Below are 22,007 nucleotides of genomic sequence, written 5' to 3'. Positions count from 1 at the left end.
CCGGGAGGAGACGCGTTGTCGCCGCTGAACCTGGCGGCCCACCTGGGCCAGGACGAGTTCCTGGCCCAGGTGTTCCACCGCCACCACCGCCACGTCCCCGCCGCCCTCCCGAACCCGAGCGACCTGATCACGTGGGACGACGTCAACACCCTCCTGGCCACCCACCGCCTGGAGCCGCCCCGCTTCCGCCTGTCCGCGGACGGGGAGATGCTGCCCGCCCACCGTTACACCGCGCCCGTCACCACCCGCCGACACACCGTCTGGCAACGCCTGCATTCGGCCGAGCTGCACGCCCGTCTCACTGACGGTGCCTCCTTGGTCATCGACGCTGTCGACGAACTCCACCCACCCGTCGCCCGCGCGGCGATGGAACTGGAACAGTGGCTGCGCACGGGAGTGCAGACCAATCTCTACGCCTCCTGGACCGCCCGCGAGGGCTTCGGCGTGCACTGGGACGACCACGACGTCGTCGTCACCCAGATCGATGGCGTCAAACGCTGGAAGCTGTACGGCCCCACTCGCACCGCCCCCATGTACAAAGACACAAACGAACCCGAGCCGCCGCCGGAGGAGCCGGTCACGGAACTCGTCCTGCATGCCGGGGACGTCCTGTATCTCCCGCGAGGCTGGTGGCACTCGGTCGCCGCCAGCGAGGGCGAGCACTCCCTGCACCTCACCTTCGGCATCCAGACCACCACCGGCGCGCAACTGCTTTCCTGGCTCGCCGACGACCTGCGCCGCCACGACGTCCTGCGCGAGGACCTGCCCGTGCACGCGACCACCGCGCAGCAAGCCGTCTACCTGGAACTGCTGCGCAAGCAAGTCGTCGCGGCTCTGGAAGCCCCGGACCTCATCGGCCGATACAGCGCCACGCTCGATGGATCCGACCTCACCCGCCTGCGGCCGAGCCTGCCGCACATCACCGGCGTCCCGGTGGACCCGAACGTCCGTGTCAGGTTGACCACCGCTCGGGCCCGCGTCGAACCCGCGGCCGACGGAGATGGAGTGCTGTTCCGGGCCTGCGACAACGAGTGGGAAATGGCCGCAGAGGCCCTTCCGCTGCTCCAGCTCCTGGTGTCTGCCGTGCCCGGCACCGTGTCTCTTGGTGACCTGGCTGCGACATCGCGGATCTCCGTCGCGGACGCGGCGGCCGTCGTCTCCGAGCTGATGCGCGGCCAAGCGATCACGTTGGAAGGAAACGAACGATGAGTACGGCACCCATGGGGCTCGGTACCTACCGCATCCACCCCTCCGCAGTGAACGACGCCGCCGTCCGCGCTGCCACAGATCCCACCTGCGCATGGATCGACACCGCCCCCAACTACCTCGACGGGCAGGCGCAGCCGCTGCTCGCCCCCGCTCTCGCTCGGTATCCCGTTCCGGTTTCCACCAAGGTCGGCTTCCTCACCCACCAAGCCGCCAAGGGCGCCGTCCTGGATGGGGCTCTCACCGCCGATGACGCGGAACGCGGCCACTGTCTGAGCGCCCCGTACGTCCACTGGCAGTGTGCCCGCAACCGCACGGAACTCGGCCGCGACCGCCTGGACCTGGTCTTCGTCCACAATCCCGAGCACACCGACGGCGACCCGTACGAAGCTTTGCGCGACGCTTTCACCGCCCTCGAAGCAGAAGCAGCAGCGGGCAACTTGAGCGCGTACGGTGTCGCCACCTGGGATGGCTTCGACACCCGCGCCCTCAGCGTCCCCGCCCTGCACCAACTGGCTGCCGAAGCCGCTGGCACGGACCAGCACCACCTGCGCGCCGTCCAGTTGCCCGTATCTCTCGTCACCGCAACGGCGTTCGCCGAAGCGCTGGACGGAAGAGGACCTATCGCGCAAGCAGCCGGCCTCGGATGGCAGGTGTACGCCTCGGCGCCCCTGTTCGGTGGCGAACTGCCGCACCTGGCCACGCGCGAACTCACCGCGCTACTGAGCCCGAACCTCACAGTCCCGCAGGCATGCCTGCTGGCAGCGGCCTCATGCCCCGGCGTGACGCGGGTTCTGCTCTCCACCTCCACTCCGGCACACTGGGCCGAAGCCCAAGCCGCCCTCCAGGAGCCCGCCGTGCCCGTCGCGACACTGCGAAAGGTGCTGGATGTACTCGCCGCCGACTGATCCCGCCGACCGACACCGAATGCGCCGCGCACTCACGAAGTGCGCGAAGGCGTTGGGCACGGCCGTGACCGGCCCGGAAGTTTGGGGCTGGCACGGCCGCACCCTCAGCAGCAGCGTCCAGCACCCGGACCGGGGTAGCTGCTGGCTGAGGCTCCTGTCCGCACCTGCGGACAAGGCCAATGGCAAGCTCTGGGAGGGCAACCGCGTGGCCGCCGGCCTGTTCGACGGCCACGTCCGCAAACCACTGCTGTACGACACCGCAGAAGCGAAGAGTGGCGGCTACGCCTACCTCGCGGAGCTGCACCAGTACACCACCGAGCCTGTCACCTCCGCCAACCCCGTCATGCAGACCGATCCCGAGCCGCCGAGGGCATGGTGGGACTCGCTCCGCAGGGATCTCGAGTACGTGAGCGGCGTCTCCACAGACCGTGTGGCCGTACGCCAGGAGTGGGTCGACCGCAGCGTTCCGCGTTTCCTCGGCATGCCCGCACCCCGAATCACCGACTGGACGACAGCCCACGGAGACCTGCACACCGCCAACCTCACCAACGGCACCCCCTACCTCCTGGACTGGGAGGGCTTCGGGAGAGCGCCGGTCGGATACGACGCGGCCATGCTGTTGGCCTACTCATTGCTGACCCCCGACTTCACCCAGCATGTACGGGACACCTTCCCCGTGCTGAAGACCGAGGCTGGGCGCATCGCACAGGTCATCGTCATCACCGAACTGTTGCAGTCGGCTTCCCGCGGCGATCACGCAGAACTCGTACCGTCACTGCGTGCTTTGGCCAAGGAACTGCATCAACCTCAGTGACCAGGCGGGAGTGGGAGGCTCGGCAAGCCCACTCCGAGCGGCTACGCCGGAGCAGTGATTTCGCTTCCTCCACGACCATGCAAATTGGTGCATGTCGCAGCCCGGACGCTTGGCGTCCGGGCTGCGGTCGTCAAGTTGCAGCTGGTGGGATGACCTTCGCTGACAGTCCGGTACCCGCGCCGGCCGGGGTATCGCTCACAACTTGGACCGGGATTGTCAGCGGTGGGTGATAAGCCTGTTCTTCTATCGGTCAGCTTCTCGGGTGGAAGGACGAACAGCTATGGCGGGAGAGCGTTACATCGACCACAAGGTCCTCAAGGGGTTCGCACAGAGCAAGGTGAACGTGCCGGCGGAGGAGGCGAAGGAGCGCCGTCGGCAGGTGAACCACCTGCGGGAGCGGCTGGAGAACTATATTGCTGCCCACCCTGACTTCGACCTGGTGAAGCTGCGTGCGTCCGGTAGCACGGCCAAGCACACGGCGATCCGACGCAGGAGCGGCACGGGGTCCGACGCGGACGTTGCCGCCTACCTGCGCACCACGGACACCGACATCGACGTCTCGACGATGCTGACCTGGCTGCGAGACCGCTGCATCGAGGTCTACGGCGCAACGAAGGACGAGGACGACTTCAAGCCGTCGGACCATGCCGTCGGGATCACCATGCGGAGCAGTGGTTTGAAGATCGACGTCGTGCCGGTGCTCTACACCGGCGAACCGGACGACAGGGGATATCTCGTCACCGCCGAGGGCACCAAGGTGCTCACCTCGGTCACGCTGCACCTTCAGTTCATACAGACGCGCAAGGAAAAGGCCGGCGACGGTTACCGGGAGTTGATCCGGCTGCTGAAAGCGTGGATCCGCGAGAGCAAGGAGGTCGACCCGGAGCTGCGTTGCAAGTCGTTCTTGCTCGAGCTCCTGGTGGCCCACCTGTGGGACGTCGGTTGGAACGGCGAGCTGCTCCAAGTCGACGAATACCCGGCAGCGATCGAGCAGGTTCTCTCCTACATCGTCCGCACCGGCCTGAAGACGCCGATCATCTTCACCGACTACTACAAGGCCGAGGCGGTGAATGCGACTGCGGACCCCATCCAGGTCTGGGACCCGGTCAACCCGCAGAACAATGTCGCGCGTGGCTACACCGAGCAGGATCGCCAGCGGCTGGTGAATCACGCCAGGATCACCCTCGAAACCATCTCGATGGCCGCCTACGCGGCGACGAAGGGCGAGGCGCTCGACGCCTGGCGAGAGCTGTTCGGCCCCACTTTCCCGGGAGAATGACCATGACTGGCTCATACGCCAGATCGGCTTCCACTTCGTTCACGATCACCGACGCGCGCTACGTCGGAGGCAGAGTCGGCGCCGACCTGCGCCTCCTGCACAACCTCTACGGCAAGCCAGACCTCGCCACTATCGAGGACTACGCCGAGGAGGTCGCGATCCTCCTGCACCGCGGATTCCTAGACACCATCGACTACGGCTTCCGCGACACGGGCACCAACGCCTGGAAGTTCCGCCTGCGTTACAACGCCACGGTCGGCGGCCAGCTCACCGACTCACGGCCAGGCAGCTTCCCGGACCCGGTCGATCTCACCGGCTACGGCTTCCACAGCTTCCTGTCCTACAGCTCCGCTTTCTGGCTTCTGACCAGCAGCGAGCAGGCCGGAGTCAAGGAGGACCTGCCCTTCTCCCGGACGACTAGCACCGCCCCGAGCGCCCTCGCGGGCACCACCAGCACGGGGCACGGCTACGCCCGCAACGGCGCCGGCGTCTCCCGCAACGTCTACGTCGCCTACTAGTTCAGCGACACCAGCAGGAGGAACGAGAACGTGACCAGCCAGGACGACCTGTTCCACCCCGTCATCGAACTGCCCGAGTCCACCCGCCGCGCCCGATACGACCGCCTGGTCGGCCTGGACGGTATGAAGCTGCGCCTGCGAAAGGAAGCCGCGCTCCTCGCGGACCCGCGTCGGCTTCAGACCTGGGCCGCCACCAACCACGGTGGTGATGTCGCCGCTCTCGCCCTCTTCGCGGACCGGGCGCCGCTGTTCGTCTTCGCCGGCGACGTCGGCTCTGGTAAGTCGGCTCTGGCCGAGTCCTTCGGCTGTGACCTCGCCGACTTTCTCGGCCTGCCCGTCTACCTGTACCGGCTCAAGCTCGCTACCCGCGGCAGCGGCCTGGTAGGCGAGATGACCTCGCTCATCGGCGACGCCTTCACCCACATGCACACGATGGGCAAGCGTGTGTCCGGCCCCCAGGGTGCGCGCGCCGTGCAGATCCTCGTCGTCGACGAGGCCGACGCCCTGGTGCAGTCCCGCGAGGCCCAACAGATGCACCACGAAGACCGGGCCGGCGTCGACGCGTTCCTGGCTGGCATCGACAGCCTGGCCGGTGCCCGGCTCCCGGTCGTCGTCGTGCTATGCACCAACCGGCTCGGCGCCCTCGACCCGGCCGTCATGCGCCGCGCAGCGGCCACCTTTACCTTCACCCGTCCCAGCGAAGAGCAGCGCCACACGGTCCTCACCCAGGCGCTCGACGGGCTCGGCATCGGCCCAGAGACCGTCCGCAAGGTCGTCGAGCTCACCGGGCCCACCGCCGACCAGCCCGGCTACACATTCTCCGATCTCACCCAGCGCCTGGTTCCGGCCGCCGTCTTCCGCGCCTTCCCCGACCGGCCGGTCACTGACGAGGACCTCCTCGCCCTCGCCGAGGAGCTGGAGCCCACGCCCGTCTTCACCGAGGAGCGCTGATGGACCACCTCCCCGCCGCTGGTCCCACCAGCGTTCGCACCACCGGCGACTACTACCAGTGGCTCGTCGCCTGGGAGGCTTGCCTGACCCTCCTTCGCGAGACCATCGCCCGCTCGCACAACCCCGTCCGCGCAGTCGGCGTCGAACTCGACGGCGTGGGCAACCTCGACGACGTCGTCCTGCTGCGTGACGCACCACCGAACACCTACAAGCAGGTCAAGTACGCGGTGGACAGCACCACGCCGGTCAACGAGGAGTACCTGACCAAGCCCAGTGCCAACGGTGGTCCATCGATTCTCAAGAAGATCGCCAGGACCTGGAAGAAATTGACCGCGGACGGCAGCAGCGCCGACCTGCGCCTGGTCACCAACCGGGCGGCCGACCCCGAGGACGACCTGGTGGCTGGCCGCGACGCCCGCACCGGCCTCCTCATGCCCAAAGCGGCCGTCGGCGGAGCCAGGTCAGATCGAGGCAAGGCCCGTACCCGGTGGGCGCAGGAGGCAGGGCTGACCGAGGCCGAGCTCATCGACCTCCTGTCGGTACTGCGCTTCGACCTGCCTCTGGACATGGTCTGGTACCAGGAGAACCTCCGACTCCTGATGGCCGTCACCGGACTTCGCCACGACCAGCGGGCGCTTGAGGAAGGAGCCGGCTGGGTCGCCAAAATGGTCCGCGAAGGCCGACGTGAACTCACCCTGGCGATGATCGAGGCCGCCGTCAGCGACCTAGACCTCAAGGCCGGCCCCGCCCGGGCCGTCCTGTCGATCGCCACCCTCAAGCCGGACCCGCTGGCGTCAGACGCCGACCATGCCATCGATTGGGTCGACCGCTTCGACGGCGACTCCGACTACACCAAGCGTCGCCCCCTGTCGCCGAACACGTGGGCTCAGCTACAGGAAGACATCGAGGCCGCACCGGGACACCTGCCTCCCGGGACCACCGCCATCTCCGTCACCGGCAGCATCCGTCTCGCGCCGGCCTTCCTGGTCGGCACCACCTTCCGCATGGTCACCGGCACCGACCTCGCGGCAGTGCAGCGCGGGAGGGCCGGCAGCCAGCTCTGGTCAACCAACGACCCATTCAACACCGCCCTGGTACCGGGAGTCATCGAGCACGAGATCGGCCAAGGCGACGAAATCGCTGTCGCCATCGCCGTCGCGACGGACCCCACTGAGGACGTCCTGGAATACCTGCGCGAGCAGAACCTCCCCATCGGCAAACTCATCGTCCTCACCCCGCCAAGTAGCACAGCGAATGACAGCTCCGTCCCCGACAGCACCACCGCCAATGCCCTGGCCGTCGGCATCCGCGACCACCTCCGCCGATCCACCCGCCGGGTCCGACGCATCCACCTCTTCCTCGCCTGCCCCATGGGACTCGCTGTTCTGCTGGGCAACCGGTGGAACCGCCTATGCCAGACCGTCGTGTACGAGGACATCAAGGTCGGCGACGGATACGAAGCGGCATTCACCGTGGAGGCATAAGAGGCCCAAGCTGAATGGCGCTGAGCCTCGGGCGGGCACGCGGCACACGGCCGATCTCTAATCGAGGTTCAGAAGCGCGTGGACCAGTCGCTTTCGGAGGTCTTGGAAATGGTCAGGCTAGGATCCGGCAACATCGGGCTATCTAGACTAGTAGCCGTCTCTGACCTCCGGTGGCATCCACCCCAAGGAGCACACCAGCACGCGGCCAGAGGCACCCTTCGGCGTGCGCCCCGGAGGGGTGACCCGCCCCCCAGCGCGGGAACCCGGCCGTGCCCGGGGCACCCGACCTACCGGCTCTGGCCACCTGCATCATGCGGACGAACACTTCACCCCACTGACAAGGAACACTGTGCTCGACTTTCACGAGTTGACGCCGGACGGCGAGGATCTGGAGCAGCTGGTCCGCGAATTGGCCATGGCCCTCGGCTATCGGGCTAGCTGGTCCGGCCGAGGAGCGGACGGCGGGCGTGACCTCCTCTTGGTGGAGCCAGGCGACGCACTGCTGGGGGCGAAGACGCGAAACTGGGTCGTCTCATGCAAGCACATGGCTCACGCCAAGGGCGGTGCCGGACGCTCGGTAAGCGGTGAGGACGTAGGGAGCGTCGGCGGCGTCGTAGACGCAGTCTCTCAACATGATGCTGACGGCTTCCTCCTCGTCTGCTCCACCCAGCCGTCGAGTGCACTGGTCTCTCGGCTGGAGTCGATCGAGCGGAGCAAGGGCGTGCACACCCATGTTTGGGATGGGGTGGAGCTCGAGCGCATGCTCACAACCCCCCGAGGGTGGGCAGTGGCCCAGCGGTTCTTCCCCGTAAGCGCCGAGGCCAGCGGGTGGAGGGTTTTCGCAACGAGCGAGCCGAACCGGTTCATCGGCATCACGCGGGGCTTCTACATTCGCATCTCCAATCGGCACGGTAGCGTGCTCGGCTTTCAGCTTGGCAGCATCACCGAGCGACTGGACAGAGCCGCCTCGATCGAGCTGCCCGAAGGACATGAGATCCGCCCCCGAGGCGTCTTCTACGACGACAAGCACGGCGGATTCGTCTGGTACTTCGACTACCTATACGGTCCCCGCGGCTGGCAGCGCGAGGAGATCGAACCGCCGATCGATGAGAACACGTTGCTCCGGCGGCTTGGCGACGGCACTGTGACTTACAACGACGGCCAGTTCGACGACTTCGAGATCGTCTTCAGGAGGGTCGACCGCGGTCACGATGCCTACGATGCGGACCACTACCGGTACTACGAGCGCCTCCCCCGCTACGTCTAGGGTGCTGCGAGCGCGCGATTGAAGTTCGCTGGGTTGGTGTGAGGTCGCGCCCCGGCAACCGTCTGTGTGGCGTCGTCACCCACAGGCCGACTCCTATTACCGAGAGTATCGAGGTCGCCCGACTCCTCATCTCAGAGCTGGTTACCAACGCGATCCAACATGCTCGCCCAGCAGCGGCCACGGATTCCGTCAGCCCGAAACCCACCAGCCTCCCAACGATCAGCCTGATGCTGTGGCCCACTAAGCAGGGAGTGGTGCTGTCGGTCGGCGACGCTGACCCCAGACCACCGGTATCCCGCGCTGGCGATCCCGGCGCAACCGGGGGCCGCGAGCTTCTCCTGACCCAAGCCATGGCCAGCTGCTGAGGCTATTACCGTCCTGGCGCCGATTCGGGGAAGATCGTCTGGGCGCATGTGCCTACCGAGCCCAAGATCTCACTGAATGAGCCAGGAGGCGCCAGTGGCCATGCGGCTGCCCCCTCTTCTGATCGGGCGCGTCCTGACGGGACTGCGGGAGCTATGACCACCTGTAACCGGAGGGAAGGCCGTGCACCACAGGCGGGCTCCTGTTATTTCCTGACTACGCTCTGTGGATAGACGCGAGGTGCCGTAGGGCGCGGGCGGTACTGTCCTTTGCGTGGCAACTCCTTCGCTGTTCAGCACCGACAACCTCTCCCTTCCCGAGTCCCTGCAAGAGGCCGTGGAACACGGCGAGGTCTTCACACGCGCCTGGGTGGTCGAGCTCATTCTGGATCTTCTCGGATATACCGCCGACAAGGACCTCAGCGATGTAAAGCTCGTCGAGCCAGCCTGCGGTGGTGGCGCATTCCTGGCGGTCGTCGCATCTCGCATCAGTGCGTCGTGCCAGGCACATCAGCGCCCCATCACGGATGCGGTCGGGGCTGTCCGTGCCTTCGACCTGCTGGACCGCAACGTAGAGCAGAGCCAGGCGCTGGTCACGGAAAAACTTCAGGAAGAAGGCTGGGAACCGAAAGACGCGAGGAGGGTCGCCACAGCGTGGGTGCAGCAGGGCGACTACCTGCTGCAATCGGACGCCGAGCACCGTGCCGACTACGTCGTGGGCAACCCTCCGTACATCCGACTCGAAGACGTTCCCGACGACCGCATGGCGGCTTACCGCCGGGCCTGCTCCACCATGGGCGGTCGAGCGGACATCTACATCGGCTTCTATGAAGTGGCCCTGCGCAGCCTCAACCACAGTGGCCAGCTTGGCTTCATCTGTGCCGATCGCTGGATGCGCAACCAGTACGGCCGGCGGCTGAGGCAGTTGGTGACGAGGGACTTCAGCATGGACCTCGCCCTCGTGATGCACGATGTTGATGCCTTCGACGAGCAGGTTTCGGCCTATCCCGCGATCACCGTCATCTCGAACAAGCCCCAGGGAGCGGCGGTTGCCGTGGACACGAACCGGTCTTTCGGAGCGGAACAAGCGGGAGACTTCTCCGACTGGTACTTGGCGAGCGAGGCACCAGCAGTCACGGAGACTTCTTACCAGGCTGCTCGCATGCCTCACTGGTTCCCCGAGGAAGATTCGTGGCCGGCTGCTTCGCCGGCCAGGCTCGCGGTCCTTGAAGACCTCACCGAGCGCTTCCGGCTCCTGGAGGACACCGAAACGGGAACGAGGGTCGGGATCGGCGTCGCCACCGGCGCCGACAAGGTCTTCCTCACCAAGGACAAGGACCTGGTCGAGGAAGACCGGTTGCTCCCCATGGCCATGGTCCGTGACACCACCACAGGCACGATCAACTGGGACGGCACTCGCCTGGTCAACCCCTGGACAGCCAGCGGCGATCTGGTCGACCTCGCTGCGTATCCGCGTCTCGCCTCCTACTTCGAGAAGCACGGCGAAGCCCTGCGCAAGCGCTACGTAGCGGTCAAGCAGCCTCAGCGCTGGTACAAGACCATCGACAAGGTCGACCATCACCTCACCCGTCGGCAGAAGCTGCTGTTTCCAGACATGAAGCTGAGAATCCACCCAGTCCTCGACGAAGGCGGCCTGTACCCTCACCACAACCTGTACTTCATCGTCTCGGACGTCTGGGACATGCGCGTACTCGGTGGCCTGCTGTTGTCCAAGGTCGCGGAGGCATTCGTGGAGGCGTACGCGGTCAAGATGCGTGGGGGCACCCTCCGCTTCCAGGCGCAGTACCTCCGGAAGATCCGCGTCCCAGACGCCGCAGCGATCAGCGAGAGCGACCAGGCTGCTCTTGCAGAAGCCTTCGACAAGCGGGACGTGGAGGCTGCCACCGAGGCCGCCTTGCGTGTCTACGGGCTTGCCGAGCTGCCTGACTAGGAGGAGCGGATCTTGACGGTCACCCGCCAAGACTTCGAAGACGCCATAGCGGCGTACTGGGGCGCCAAGGAACTGCAAAGAGAGCAGTCAGCGATCAAGGCTGCTGTGGGAGCAGGTACGGCAGGTTCCGTACGTGGCGGCAAGCACTTTGACCCCATCGCGGTCCTGCTGTCGAAGTTCTTCCTCGACGCTGGGTACCCGCCAGAGAGCATCCGCGTCACCAAGTCACAGGGCCTCGAACTGCCCGGCTACTACCGGCCGCAGAAGCAGTGGGACCTGGTCGTCGTCCATAGAGACACCCTCGTGGCTGCCTTCGAGTTGAAGGCCCTCGGCGGTCCGTCGTTCGGCAACAACTACAACAACCGGGTTGAGGAAGCGCTCGGCAGCGCCATTGACCTGCGCCATGCAGCCTTGGCTGATCTGTATCCAGGGGAGGAACCCTGGCTCGGCTACTTCTTCATCATGCAGGACGAGGCAGGGTCTCGTAGGCCGGTCAAGGCGGCCAAGGGCGCCTTGCCAGTGGAGGGCATCTGGCAAGGAATGTCCTACCAAGAACGCTTCGCCGTCTTCTGCCAGAGGCTCCTGTCCGAACGGCTCTACAACGCCGCCTGCTACATCACCTCTTCGGCAGCAGACCCGAAGCCCCACGAGCCCGTCGACAAGCTCGACTGGCGCCACTTCTCTGCGGCCATAAACGCACGGCTCGCCTACCTCAAGGACCTTGGCTTCCCCGGATAGCTACGGATCGCGCCCTCTTCCGCGTTCGCGACCACTGACACAGCACCCGCCAGCCGTATAGGTGCTGTGTCACACCCCGCCAGTAGCCTCATGGCAGCAGAGTCGTGGACACAACGAGTGGGGGTGGCTGATCGTGGACGCGATCAGGGAAGCGGCCAGAGACTACTTTCACCAGCGGCGCAGCGCCATGGACCCACGCAGCTCACAGCCTTACACCGTGAAAGGGCCGGGGGACCGCCTCTGCGCAGCCTTGGTCAAGGAACTCGTCACGAGGGGCATTGACCCGGCTTGGATCCGCGTCGGGCGCAACGCCACCCTGCCGGGCGCATATCGCCTCGGGCGCTGGCATCTCTCGGTCGTCAAGGATGGGGTTCCCCTTGGCGCGATCACCTTCAAGGGACTCGGCGGCCCCGCCCTTGGAAACAACTACACCAATAGAATCTCCGAGCTTACGTCCGTCGCCTTCGACGTTCGTCGAGAATACGCAAGCCAGGAACTCGCATCTCTCCAACCGCACCTCGGCTTGTTCTTCATTCTCGAAGATAGCGAACGAGCCAACCGACCCATCCAGCGCAGCGGCGAAGGATACTCCGCCATCGGCGATGGCCTGTCATATAAGGAACGCCTGGCAGAAGTCTTCTCGCAATTCAAGAAGGATGGCCTCTATGACGGAATCTGTTACGTAACATCCCGTACTGAAGAGAGTGCGACGCTACAGGAACCTCATGCCGAAATGTCGATCACTGCGTTCGTCGACGGGTTCGTCAAGAAAGTGTTTCACCTAGCCGAGGTGCAGGGGACGACGGGAGTTACCTCCCTTACCTTCGGCGAGATGCTGGCTCGCCGAAGCGACATCCAGGACGTCCTCACTGGTCTCACCTCGACGCCGGCTGGCTTGCTTGCAGCAGAGTCTGCCGTCATCCGCCGACGACGGGCTCTGGTTCAAGAGCTGCGGGCGCTCGCCATGTCTGAAGAGACAAACGAGACCATCATGCACAAGGCTCTGTCTGGCCAGCACTGGATCTTCGGCGGGCAGTACATTGGGGTCGCTGTAAGGCGAGATCTCATGAACCTGCACCAGCACGACATCCCACTGATCTCGGCCGACCGCAGCCTTAATATCATCGAGCTGAAGGGACCCGAGGCGCCGCTCGTTGGACGACCGCGCCAAAACCATCTCATCCTCTCTAGCGCCGTCAACCAAGCTGTCGGACAGTGCATGAATTACCTGCGCACCCTCGACGAAATGGGCGCGGCTCTCGGCACTCTCCACCGCAACGATTTGAACCTGAATTACGACTACCGACGCGCTCGCGCCACGGTGGTGATTGGCTATCCCGAGCGAACAGCAGCGGACCTTGCAACTCGCGAGCAGGTCGACCAGACGATCAGGACCTACAACGCCCACCTGTCTCGGATCCAGGTCCTGACGTATGCCGACCTTCTGGATACGGCCGAGCGGGCCCTCGCCTTTGAGGAAGACAGCCGGCTGGGCAGCGAAGAGGCGTAGCCCCTGAGCCAAGGCAGGCTTCCGCCCTAGTCAGTTCGTCATTGCCCCCTGCGTGGGATGACCTGTCTGCCAGCTGCGCAGTTGCCTTCCAGGCCGCGGGCTCCGTGCGTGCGCGATGCGTGAGCGGACGGTCCGGCACAGGGCGTCACGAGCGGGATGGGGTACGACGCCGCAGGGCGGTGATCAGGCAGAACAGCACCCTGCGGCAGCGTCGAGCACCCCCCAGCAAGGATTCGATCCCACTCCTAAAGCGGGTGTCGCAGGTTCGAATCCTGCCGGGGGCACAGAGAGAAGGGCCGGCTCAGGAGGGATTTCCTCCCAGGCTGGCCCTTCGGCGCTTCAGGGGTCGTGCCACAGGCGTGCCATTACAAACCCGCAGGGTCCCTCTCGGAGGGACGGAGGCCGCTCCCCCACCGCCCCGAATCATGGCACCAAGCCGGTCGGCGATGGCCCGGTCACGATCGCTGGGCAGGTGCTGGTGGATCAACGCGGCTCGTGAGCAGCTGTGGCCCATCCGCGTCATCAACCCCCGCGTGCTGGCCCCGGCCGTGGAGGCCAGCGTTTGGTGCACGCCTTCGGGCAGCCACGCTTGTACCCCTTGTGTGTGGTGCAGTCTGGCGGGTACGGCTCGAAGCGGTGAAGGCGCCCGCCACAGACGTGGGGGGGGCGTCGCAGCCGTGCCGCCAGGTGAGGCGCTGTCGCTGCCACTCGGGGCGGAACAGTTCCGCTTCCAGGCCGACGTAGGACCAATGCAGTCCGAGCGTTTCGCCCTGCCGGAACCCCATGCCGACACGGACGAGCCGCCGACTACCGGCGAGGCGCAGGGCCCGGGTGGCGACTACCGGGTGTCGATACGCTTGCGCTGGCGTCACCCGGTGCACGGTGCACGCTTCCGCAGGAAGCCCAAGATGGCCGCCGCCACGGCGACGTTTGGCGGATCACGGGCCGAGCCGGGGCCGGACCGAGGCGAGGGCCGGTCAGTGCCCTTATCGTGTTGACCGCCCCCGGCAGGCAGTGCTGGAGTCGGCACGTGGACAGCATCCCCGCCAACCGGCGGCTCTGGAACCGGATCAGCAGCGCCTACCAGCACGAGCACGACCCGCACATCGGCGCCACACCCCGGCTGTGGGGCATGTACTCCATCCCCGACGCGCACCTGCACGCCCTGGGTGACGTCACCGGCAAGCGCGTCCTCGAACTCGGCTGCGGCGCCGGCCAGTGGTCCAGGGCGCTCGCCGCCGAGGGAGCCACCGTGGTCGGGCTCGACCTGTCCGAAGCCCAACTCGCCGCAGCGGCCCGCGCGATGGGAGCGGCCCGCTATCCGCTGGTGCAAGGCGCCGCCGAACGACTCCCCTTCGCCGCCGACAGCTTCGACCTGGTGTTCTGCGACTTCGGTGGGCTCAGCTGGGCGCCCCCGCATCTGGCCGTCCCGCAGGCCGCACGCGTCTTGGGCCGAGGCGGGCGCCTGGTGTTCAACGTCGCCAGCCCATGGTTCGAAGCTTGCTACGACGAAGCCGCCGGCCGCGTGACCACGACGCTGCAGCAGGACTACTTCGGGCTGAACACCATCGCCGAAGGCGACGGCGCGACCAGCTATCAGCTCACCTACGGCGACTGGGTCAAGGTCCTGCGCGGCGCGGGTCTCGTCATCGACGACCTCATCGAGCCGCGGCCCGAACTCGGAACACTCAACGGCTACAACGAAACCGACCCACCCGACTGGGCACACCGCTGGCCGGCGGAACTGCTCTGGGTAACCCACAAACCGTGAGTTCCGCCGCGCCGAGACGTGAACGCATCCCCTCGCCGGGCAGGCCTGGGGACTGGTGCACCGGGCCCGATGGCAGGATCGCCGTGCCTCCCGCCTGCAACGGCGAGGTTCTCCGGTTCCGCGCCCGCCCCGGTGGCGAACCGGCGCGTCTCAGTCAGTGTGGTGGTGTCGACGGCGGCGATTGCGTCGGCTTCCGACAAGGCCACGTACAGGGTGGACTCGTCCCGGGACAGGGGCATGCCGCGAGCCCCATCGAGCCCTTCGATCGTCTTGAGCACCCGCCCGTCGTGGTCGGTGGTCACCACAACATCGTCGTACGGTGCGCAGATGTACGCGTGGTGGCTGTCAGCAAGGGTCTGCCGGTGCGACCTCACCGGCAGGACGATGCCGTCCGCGGCGCGCAAACGGCCCGGACCGATCACGGTCCGGGCCGTTTTGACGGAAGCGGCTGACGGCGGTCGCCTCTCAGCAGGCAGCGAGCCGATCAACACGCGGGCTTTCACATGTGTCCCCACACGACGAGCCCGACGCCGACCGCGCGCACGCCCCCTCCGGGCGCTTCCAGGCGAACGCCGCCTGGCTCGCCCTCGCACACAACCTCACCCGCGCTGTCGGCACCCTGGTACGGATCCGGGTGGTGCGCACTGGTCGGGGATGTTCGCCACCACGGGGCTGGCGATGAGAGTGACCGTGCCGCCATTGAAGATGCCCCCACCCTGAGCCCCGGTGCCAAGAGCATGGTTTCCGTCCACCCGGCTCCTGCGAAGCGTCGCGGTCCCACCATTGAAGATGCCGCCGCCACGGGCGTTGGTCCCGGTTGCGGTGTTGTTCTCGACCGGGCTGCTGTTGAGCTTCAGCGGGCCACCGCTGTAGATGCCGCCCCCGACAGCGCCGGAACTGCTGGCGGTGTTGCCGGTGACCGGGCTGTAGTTCAGGGTGACGCCGGTGCCGCCGGTATTGAAGATCCCGCCGCCCTGTACGGCGGTGTTGTTCATGATGCGTGTGTGGTTCGCGATCACGTTGCCACCCTCGTTCGCGATACCACCGCCGTTGGCGAGGGTGGACGTGTTGCCGGTGACCGAGCACCTGGTCAGCGTCGCGGTGGCGCCGGGTTCCAGGTACAGGCCGCCGCCATGGACGGCGGTGGCGCGGTTGTCGGTGACCGCGCACCCGGTCAGCGTCGCGGTGGCGTTGGATTCCAGGTACAGGCCGGCGCCCCACCCGGCCGAGATGTTGCCGTCGATGGTCGTGGACTTGAATCTGCCCACGCTCGAGTTGTCGAGGTAGACGGCGCCGCCGGCGATGTCGGCAATGCTGCCGGTGATCCGGGTGTGGTTGGTGGTCAACCTGCCGCTGGCGACCCGGATGCCACCGCCGACGCTGCCGCCGAGGGGGCCGATGTATCCGTTGCTCACGGTCAGATTGTTGAGGGTGAAGTCGCCGGGCGCGGCGACCTCGAAGATACGGAATTTCGGAGCGGTTGCAGCGCGCTCGATGGTGTCACCGTTGCCATTGATAGTGACGGTGTTGACGATGACCGGCAGAGCGTTGGAGTCGTTGTCCGGGCTGGTCAGTGTGTAGGTGCAGCCACGACGGAGGTTCACGGTGCCGCCGGACGCGTTGACCGTGTTGATCGCCGCGATCAGGTCGCTCGCGTTACAGGTGGGCACGGTCACCTCCGGCGCTCCGCCGGTGACCCGGGCCGGTGTCCCAGCCGAAAGGGCAGCGGGGGCGTGCCCGGCAAGCCGGGCGCGAAGGGACGCAGTCCTTTGCTGTGCCGGCCGTTGGTGCTCCGCTGCCGCAGAGGATGCGGTCTGGGCACCGGCTTGCGGCGTGGCCAGAGTGAGCAGACCGAGCAGAAGGCATACGGCGTTCGCTGCTGAGAAAATCGCTCTGCGCATTCTCGCTCCCCTTCGGTGATAACGGATCAAGGGCCAAGTTGCCTGAACTGGCATCGACTCTCGAAAGGGATGAATTGAGCGCGGCCACTCGCTTGCTCCGGAAAGTCAGCATTCTGGCTCAATCAAGAACCGGAACATGACCGATTCAACCGCCACGGCCCCCTCCGCACAGAGCGGGCCCTCGACGGGAAGATTCCGGCAAGGGCCGAGGTCATCCCGGCTGACAGCCCGGGCGTGCCGTGGTGGCGAGGTCAGCTCCAGGACCATGGGCGGCCGTCTCAGTTTCCGTCTCATTCAGCTCCGTTCACGACCGTTCAGTCGAGACTCCCAGCCGTCTCCACGTCGACAGCCGGCCGCCCATGGACGCAGCAGGTGAACGCCCCCGTTGGAAAGCGTGTGGGGCAGCAGCCGCATACCGCCTCGCTGGTTGGCCGCAGCCCGCGTATGGTCACGCGTCGGGAATGACTCGCTGAAGGACAGCAGGGGTTGTGCCGGAAACGGGGGAACGTGAGCAGGAGACGTTATGTGGCCAGGGGCGTGCCGGGCGGTTACCGGATCTGGGACAACCGGGGACGTCGGTGGTGGGGCGATCTCTACGAGTTGTGTCCCGACGATCTCGTGGCCGAGCTCAACGGCCAGGCGGATCACTCACGGACACTGTGCTGATGAAGCGCTACAGGGCGCAGAAGCGGTAGGGGCCCCCGAACGTGGATGACCAGCACGCGCACCACAACCGCACCGGAACGGGCGGGAACAGCGGGGAATCACAGGGAAGGCGGCCGCGCCTGATAGAGCCTCGTCCCGACCGTACGCCCTCCTGGTGTCGATGTCGCCCGGACCCGAGCCGACGACGTGGTCGGGAAGGATGACGACGCAGGTGCTGAACAACAGCACGCAGGCCCACGCCGTAGCAGTGGCGCCGCTTGCGAACGCCCGCTGATCTCCTCGCACTTCGGATGCCCTATCCTCCACTGGCGAGCGGTGCCGGGGGGGCACCGCTGAGGGTCTCTCAGGGGGGAGTCACCGTGCTCGTACTGTCATGCCTGCTCGTTCTCGCCGCCGTGGTGATGTACTTCGTCGGCCGTGCCCAGGACTCGTCCCGGCTTCGGCTGGGTGCCGGCGCCGCACTGCTCGGCAGCGTGTTCTGTGGCATCGCCAGCACTGTGTACGTGGTCAGCGCCTACGAGGTCGGCGTGCCCGTGACCTTCGGCAAGGTGGGTACGCCGATGACGTCCGGGATGCATCTGAAGGCGCCGTTCACCGATGTCACGCGGTTCTCGACCCGTCCGGTCGACCTCAACCTCTCCGACAAGGACGTCGTCGAGGTGCGGTCTTCCCAGGGGGGTGTGATGTACGTGGAGGTGACCGTGAAGTGGGCGGTCGTACCGGACAAGGCGGGGGAGCTGTATCGGCTGGCAGGGAGCGAGGACGCCATTCAGCAGCGACTGGTCTTCCCGGACAGCCGGGAGATCGTCCGGAACGTCTTCGCCCGCTACACCAGCGAGCAGGGATACGCCTCGGCCCGAGAAAAGATCAACGCGGAGATCGACACGTTGATCAAGGAGCGGCTCGCGCCCCGCGGTATCGACATCACCGCCGTGAACCTGCGCAACGTCAAGCCTTCGGACGCCCTCCAGAAGCAGATCGACCGCAAGATCCAGCAGAAGGAGGCCACCGAGCGGGCCGCCGAGGCAACCCGCACGGCGGAAGAGGAGGCCAAGCGCCGCAAGATCGAGGCCGAGGGCACCGCCCGCGCCAACAAGATCCTCAACGACTCTCTGACCGACAAGGTTCTGATGAACCAGTGCATCGACGCGTACAGGGAAGCGGCCAAGGAGAACCCGGTCTACGCCGTGCCCTGTGGCTCCGGCAACGGCACCCCGGTCATCGTGGACGGCAGCGGCCGGAAGTGATTCCGGAGCAGGGGCATTTTCACGGTCTGGGACCTCCCTGGAGCCTCAGCCCGTGTGATCTCGCGGGCGGAGAGTCGGCCCGAGAGCCTTCCGGGCCCGCTCCCGGCTGCTTGGCATGAGGTGCGCGTACGCCTTCGGCCTCGGCCCCGGATCGGAGTACCCGAGGTACTTCGCGAGGGCCGCGGCCTACGGCCGCGCAAGCCTTGGCAGCTTGCTGCACTCGGCGCGACGGTGTTCGGGAGGTCCGGCCCGCCGTGCTTCCGGGCCGGCTCGGACCTGGCGTGCCCGACAGATCGGCACAGTCCCTGCGAATCTCCCGGCTTCGCTCGCGCGGGAGCGCCCCGCGGCGCGTGGCTGCGGGGCGCCTTGTGGCGTTTAGTCGACCGCCTGGCCGTCGTATTTACCACCCACGCAGGGGTTGCCGGGCAAGTCGATCCGGGGATCTCCGCCTCCCTCCCTGCACTGAGAAGGGCTGACGACGGATGGGGCGCGTTGTGCGGCGGCGGTGGCGGTGGCGGCGCCTGTGAGGCCGAGTCCGGCGAGGGCTGACGTGGCGATGACGGCGGCGAGGATTCGTCGAATGCGCATTTGGTTCCCCTTTCACGGATTGCCTCGGTTGGGGCACTAGTCAGCTTGATCGTCAGCCATGTGGGTGGCACGTCATGTGACGCCATTCGGGTGATAGTGCTGGGAGGTGCGGGGTCGGTGGCGACGCCTCATCAGGGCACCCGGCTCTGGCCGCGCTCCTGCCTTCGGCCCGCTCCGCGCGCGCTGCGCCGACGCGCGTCCGCTGTGTGGGCCCGAGGGCATGGGACGAGAACCGACCCGCGGCTCAAGGACATGCCTCCGGCGGGGGCGCTCTGACTCCGGAATGGACGGTGCGCCGTACGTGAGTGGTGGCTCAGTTGGGGGCGCACAGGACTGGAACGTGTACCGAATGTGCTGGTCGAAGCTACCTGTTGACGGCCGTTACGAGGATGGTCACCTCGTAACGGACCGCCAATTCGTCACACCTCGTGCTCACGGCTCGGGCGCGATGGGCCCCTGGACTACCTCGTCATCGCCAGATGCAAGGACAGAAGCACTGCGGGCCGCACAGCCCTTCAGAATCCCGGGCTCACCCAGTGCGCCATGATTCCGGTGCGTCCGTCACTGTTGCTGAGGATGGAGATGTTGCCGGGCTGCCCGATGCGGGACGCGTGGAGCGTTACGACGTCCCCGGCGGCGAAGGTGTGCAGGAACGTCTGACCGGCGGTGGCCTGGATTGCGTGATTCGAGCCGTAGATGCCGGTCAGTGCCTCACTCTCAGGCATGACCGCGCCGTTGTTGAACAATGCCGTGTGGGTGTGCAGCGATGCCGCGTTCGCAGGCAGAGAGATCGCTGTGCGGACGTTGTAGGAGATCTCCCACACACCGGGGAAGGGGATCTTGAGATCCGGGACCTCCGAGATCTGCTCGTAGGCGCGGTCGGCGCCGTTGAGGGGGTGGTTGAAGGTGAGCGGGTCGGTCTGGAGCCATGTCGAGCCTCCCGGGTCGGAGGGCACGGCGGCCATGGCCGTGCGAGCTGCGCCGAGGTCCGGCGTTCCGTCGGCGTAGGCCGGTGCGGCGATGAGGGCCGCCAACAGAGCGCCGCCGACGGCCGCCTTGACGAGGGTGGTCGACCGCCTGAGCCGACGGTTGATGCGTGTGGTTGCTGCTCGCATGGGGAGCTCCATGTCTGTTCGCGGCGGGCCTGACACCCCCCGTAGATCACTGCGTGTGACTGATCATTTACCATGCGTGATCACGCCTGTCGATCACCGCCCCGTGCCGGTGCGGCGTCGTCCGTGCTGCCGCAGAGCTGGCGGCACTGCCCGGCCTCCGCCTCCAACAGGCGAGCCCCCCTCAGGCCCAGTACCAGATGAGCCCCAGAACGCGGGGGAGGTCGCAGCCTTGGCCATCGGTGTGGTCGTCCGCACGGTAAAGGCCGCGACCCGGGGTGCGACAAGGATCGGCTGCCTCACTGCCACGAGGTCGTGCCGCTCCTGGGCCAGAACGGGTGGGGACTCATGGGGGCTCGGCGGCAACGACGGCGCGGGCTCATTGCCTTGCCCCACGCCATGTCTTCACGGCTCATGTCGGCAACCGCCCAAACCCGCTCCTGAAGCGGGTGTCACAGGTTCGCATCCTGCCGGGGCACCAGGCAAAAGGCTCCGAACCGAGCTGTGTGATGATGCGCGGAAGATGACCGGCCCTGGGGAGGGGCCGGGTACGCGGGAAGGGCGGGGCCCGTCGTGGGCAAGGGTGGGGAGTCCATACCGGACGAAGAATGGGAGCGCTTCCTTCGTGAAGCCGAGGCGGGGACCAAGGGCGCGCCCGAGGAGCCGTCGGCGCGGGCCCGGATGGTGGCCCGGCGGTTGCGGGAGGAGACCGACCGACCGGAGCCGTGGCGGAGTCACCGACCGGCCCGGCGGCAAGAAGGCAAGGGCTGGTACGTGATCGGTCTGCTGGTTGCGGTCGGCTTGCTGGTCGTGGCGCTGGATCCAGGACGGGTGGCTGGATGGTTCGGAGGCGGAGGGGAAGGCGGCGAGAGTGCGCCGCTCGCCGTGGAGTCGAAACGTCCGGATCAACCGCCGCCGACAGAATCGACAGCCCGACGTCCGACCATGGAGCAGCCGTTCAGGGGGTCGCCCGCTGCGCAGTGGGGTGACGGGACGGCCGGGATCGGCCTGCCTGAGGCACACGCGACCGGCTGGATGAGCAAGGGGCAGGTCGCGCAGACGCTCGAGAAGACCCGGGACTTCCTCACCGCGTCCAGTCTGGATCCTGGTGTGCTGCGCGGGGAACAGCCGAAGAAGGCGATTGCGTTGATCAATCCTCATCAGCAGGATGTCCAGGACTACTTGGCGACCGCATTCCGTGCGCCCAGCCGGGAGAACGATCCTCTGCTGCTGTTCAGCCGGTTCGAGAAGACGAAGGTCCGGCTTGTCGGGGGCGTGGTCAAGGCACGAGGGCGGGTCACGTACCAAGAAGGTAAGCGCGGTGCGGTCGAGGTGACCACCGATGTCACGTACGTGTATCCGGTCGTGCGCGCTGCAGCGGGAAGCGACGAAGTCGCGCGCACCATCGTGCGCCGTGAGGTCGTGATGAGTTGGGACGACCCGGCGAAGGTCATCGTCGAGCCGGGTACGTTCTCCCTCGTCTCCTACAAGGTGGACAGCACCAACGGCGGCTGCGACAACTTCACCGGCTACCTCACCCCCAAGTTCAGCACGGAGCGCGCGGCCTCGCGCCCGGGAGACGGCCCCGAGGTCGACCCGTACGACCGGAGCACGTCGATGGAAACGCGCATGCGAAAGGCCGGCGATGCGGGGTGCGGGACTGCCACGCGGTCGTGAATGGCCGTTACAGGCGCCTCATGGGCGGCCCGGCCGGGGCACACCACTCGCCCGTGA

17 protein-coding genes and 2 pseudogenes are annotated in these 22,007 nt (G+C 66.6%); 15 read left to right on the top strand and 4 right to left on the bottom strand.

The features are described 5' to 3' along the window. Positions 1 to 15 precede the first annotated feature (15 nt). The 11 genes from ACIRP2_RS23435 (at position 16) to ACIRP2_RS23385 (ending at position 12,988) form a co-directional block, all read left to right on the top strand. Positions 16 to 1,209, top strand: coding sequence for a cupin domain-containing protein (locus ACIRP2_RS23435; protein WP_404253265.1), 1,194 nt, complete (start codon positions 16 to 18; stop codon positions 1,207 to 1,209). After that, positions 1,206 to 2,114 (top strand): aldo/keto reductase, encoded by a 909-nt coding sequence (locus ACIRP2_RS23430; protein ID WP_404253263.1) that lies wholly within the window; start codon positions 1,206 to 1,208, stop codon positions 2,112 to 2,114. The genes ACIRP2_RS23435 and ACIRP2_RS23430 overlap by 4 nt, the downstream gene beginning before the upstream one ends. Before the next feature lie 19 nt (positions 2,115 to 2,133). Continuing rightward, a complete protein-coding gene (locus ACIRP2_RS23425) occupies positions 2,134 to 2,928 on the top strand; it encodes a phosphotransferase family protein (protein ID WP_404253261.1) in 795 nt (264 codons plus the stop codon). A 280-nt stretch (positions 2,929 to 3,208) separates the two neighbouring features. Next, positions 3,209 to 4,207, top strand: a complete 999-nt coding sequence (locus ACIRP2_RS23420; protein WP_404253259.1) for a CBASS oligonucleotide cyclase — start codon at positions 3,209 to 3,211, stop codon at positions 4,205 to 4,207. A 2-nt stretch (positions 4,208 to 4,209) separates the two neighbouring features. Further along, entirely contained in the window at positions 4,210 to 4,725 is a 516-nt protein-coding gene (locus ACIRP2_RS23415) for a hypothetical protein (RefSeq protein ID WP_404253257.1), read from the top strand. 30 nt (positions 4,726 to 4,755) lie between these two features. After that, positions 4,756 to 5,676: an AAA family ATPase gene (locus ACIRP2_RS23410; RefSeq protein ID WP_404253255.1), complete on the top strand. Its 921-nt coding sequence runs from the start codon at positions 4,756 to 4,758 to the stop codon at positions 5,674 to 5,676. Next, complete coding sequence (locus ACIRP2_RS23405; protein WP_404253253.1) at positions 5,676 to 7,160, top strand: SAVED domain-containing protein; 1,485 nt, start codon at positions 5,676 to 5,678, stop codon at positions 7,158 to 7,160. Before ACIRP2_RS23410 ends, ACIRP2_RS23405 begins: the two co-directional genes overlap by 1 nt. Positions 7,161 to 7,509: 349 nt before the next feature. After that, positions 7,510 to 8,427 (top strand): restriction endonuclease, encoded by a 918-nt coding sequence (locus tag ACIRP2_RS23400; RefSeq protein ID WP_404253251.1) that lies wholly within the window; start codon positions 7,510 to 7,512, stop codon positions 8,425 to 8,427. Positions 8,428 to 9,063: 636 nt separating this feature from the next. Further along, on the top strand, positions 9,064 to 10,740 hold the full coding sequence (locus tag ACIRP2_RS23395) for an Eco57I restriction-modification methylase domain-containing protein (RefSeq protein ID WP_404253249.1): 1,677 nt from the start codon (positions 9,064 to 9,066) through the stop codon (positions 10,738 to 10,740). Between the two features lie 12 nt (positions 10,741 to 10,752). Continuing rightward, on the top strand, positions 10,753 to 11,478 hold the full coding sequence (locus tag ACIRP2_RS23390) for a PaeR7I family type II restriction endonuclease (protein WP_404253247.1): 726 nt from the start codon (positions 10,753 to 10,755) through the stop codon (positions 11,476 to 11,478). Between the two features lie 133 nt (positions 11,479 to 11,611). Further along, entirely contained in the window at positions 11,612 to 12,988 is a 1,377-nt protein-coding gene (locus tag ACIRP2_RS23385; RefSeq protein WP_404253245.1) for a Shedu anti-phage system protein SduA domain-containing protein, read from the top strand. A 561-nt stretch (positions 12,989 to 13,549) separates the two neighbouring features. On the opposite strand, the pseudogene ACIRP2_RS23380 reads toward ACIRP2_RS23385, so the two are convergent. Further along, a pseudogene (locus ACIRP2_RS23380) lies at positions 13,550 to 13,794 on the bottom strand (integrase); the annotation flags it as partial. 224 nt (positions 13,795 to 14,018) lie between these two features. Here ACIRP2_RS23380 and ACIRP2_RS23375 point away from each other — a divergent pair. After that, complete coding sequence (locus tag ACIRP2_RS23375) at positions 14,019 to 14,759, top strand: class I SAM-dependent methyltransferase (protein WP_404253243.1); 741 nt, start codon at positions 14,019 to 14,021, stop codon at positions 14,757 to 14,759. Positions 14,760 to 15,358: 599 nt separating this feature from the next. Here the strand turns inward: ACIRP2_RS23375 and ACIRP2_RS23370 are convergent. Beyond that, positions 15,359 to 16,660: a right-handed parallel beta-helix repeat-containing protein gene (locus tag ACIRP2_RS23370; RefSeq protein ID WP_404253737.1), complete on the bottom strand. Its 1,302-nt coding sequence runs from the start codon at positions 16,658 to 16,660 to the stop codon at positions 15,359 to 15,361. Positions 16,661 to 17,167: 507 nt separating this feature from the next. Here ACIRP2_RS23370 and ACIRP2_RS23365 point away from each other — a divergent pair. Together ACIRP2_RS23365 and ACIRP2_RS23360 are read left to right on the top strand one after the other, a co-directional pair. After that, positions 17,168 to 17,355: pseudogene (locus ACIRP2_RS23365) on the top strand (hypothetical protein). Between the two features lie 330 nt (positions 17,356 to 17,685). Beyond that, entirely contained in the window at positions 17,686 to 18,573 is an 888-nt protein-coding gene (locus ACIRP2_RS23360; protein WP_404253241.1) for a prohibitin family protein, read from the top strand. 375 nt (positions 18,574 to 18,948) lie between these two features. Here the strand turns inward: ACIRP2_RS23360 and ACIRP2_RS23355 are convergent, their stop codons facing one another. Continuing rightward, positions 18,949 to 19,161: a hypothetical protein gene (locus tag ACIRP2_RS23355; protein ID WP_404253239.1), complete on the bottom strand. Its 213-nt coding sequence runs from the start codon at positions 19,159 to 19,161 to the stop codon at positions 18,949 to 18,951. Between the two features lie 515 nt (positions 19,162 to 19,676). Then, positions 19,677 to 20,276 carry a hypothetical protein gene (locus ACIRP2_RS23350; protein WP_404253237.1) on the bottom strand — a complete coding sequence of 200 codons (600 nt, stop codon included), beginning with the start codon at positions 20,274 to 20,276 and terminating at the stop codon, positions 19,677 to 19,679. A 570-nt stretch (positions 20,277 to 20,846) separates the two neighbouring features. On the opposite strand from ACIRP2_RS23350, the gene ACIRP2_RS23345 reads away from it, so the two are divergent. Beyond that, positions 20,847 to 21,950: a hypothetical protein gene (locus tag ACIRP2_RS23345; RefSeq protein WP_404253235.1), complete on the top strand. Its 1,104-nt coding sequence runs from the start codon at positions 20,847 to 20,849 to the stop codon at positions 21,948 to 21,950. Positions 21,951 to 22,007 lie beyond the last annotated feature (57 nt).

The organism is Streptomyces sp. NPDC101194, from assembly GCF_044767885.1.
Classification (GTDB): domain Bacteria; phylum Actinomycetota; class Actinomycetes; order Streptomycetales; family Streptomycetaceae; genus Streptomyces.
Note: the sequence above shows the minus strand (reverse complement) of the source record. Positions and strands in the feature narration are given on the sequence as shown.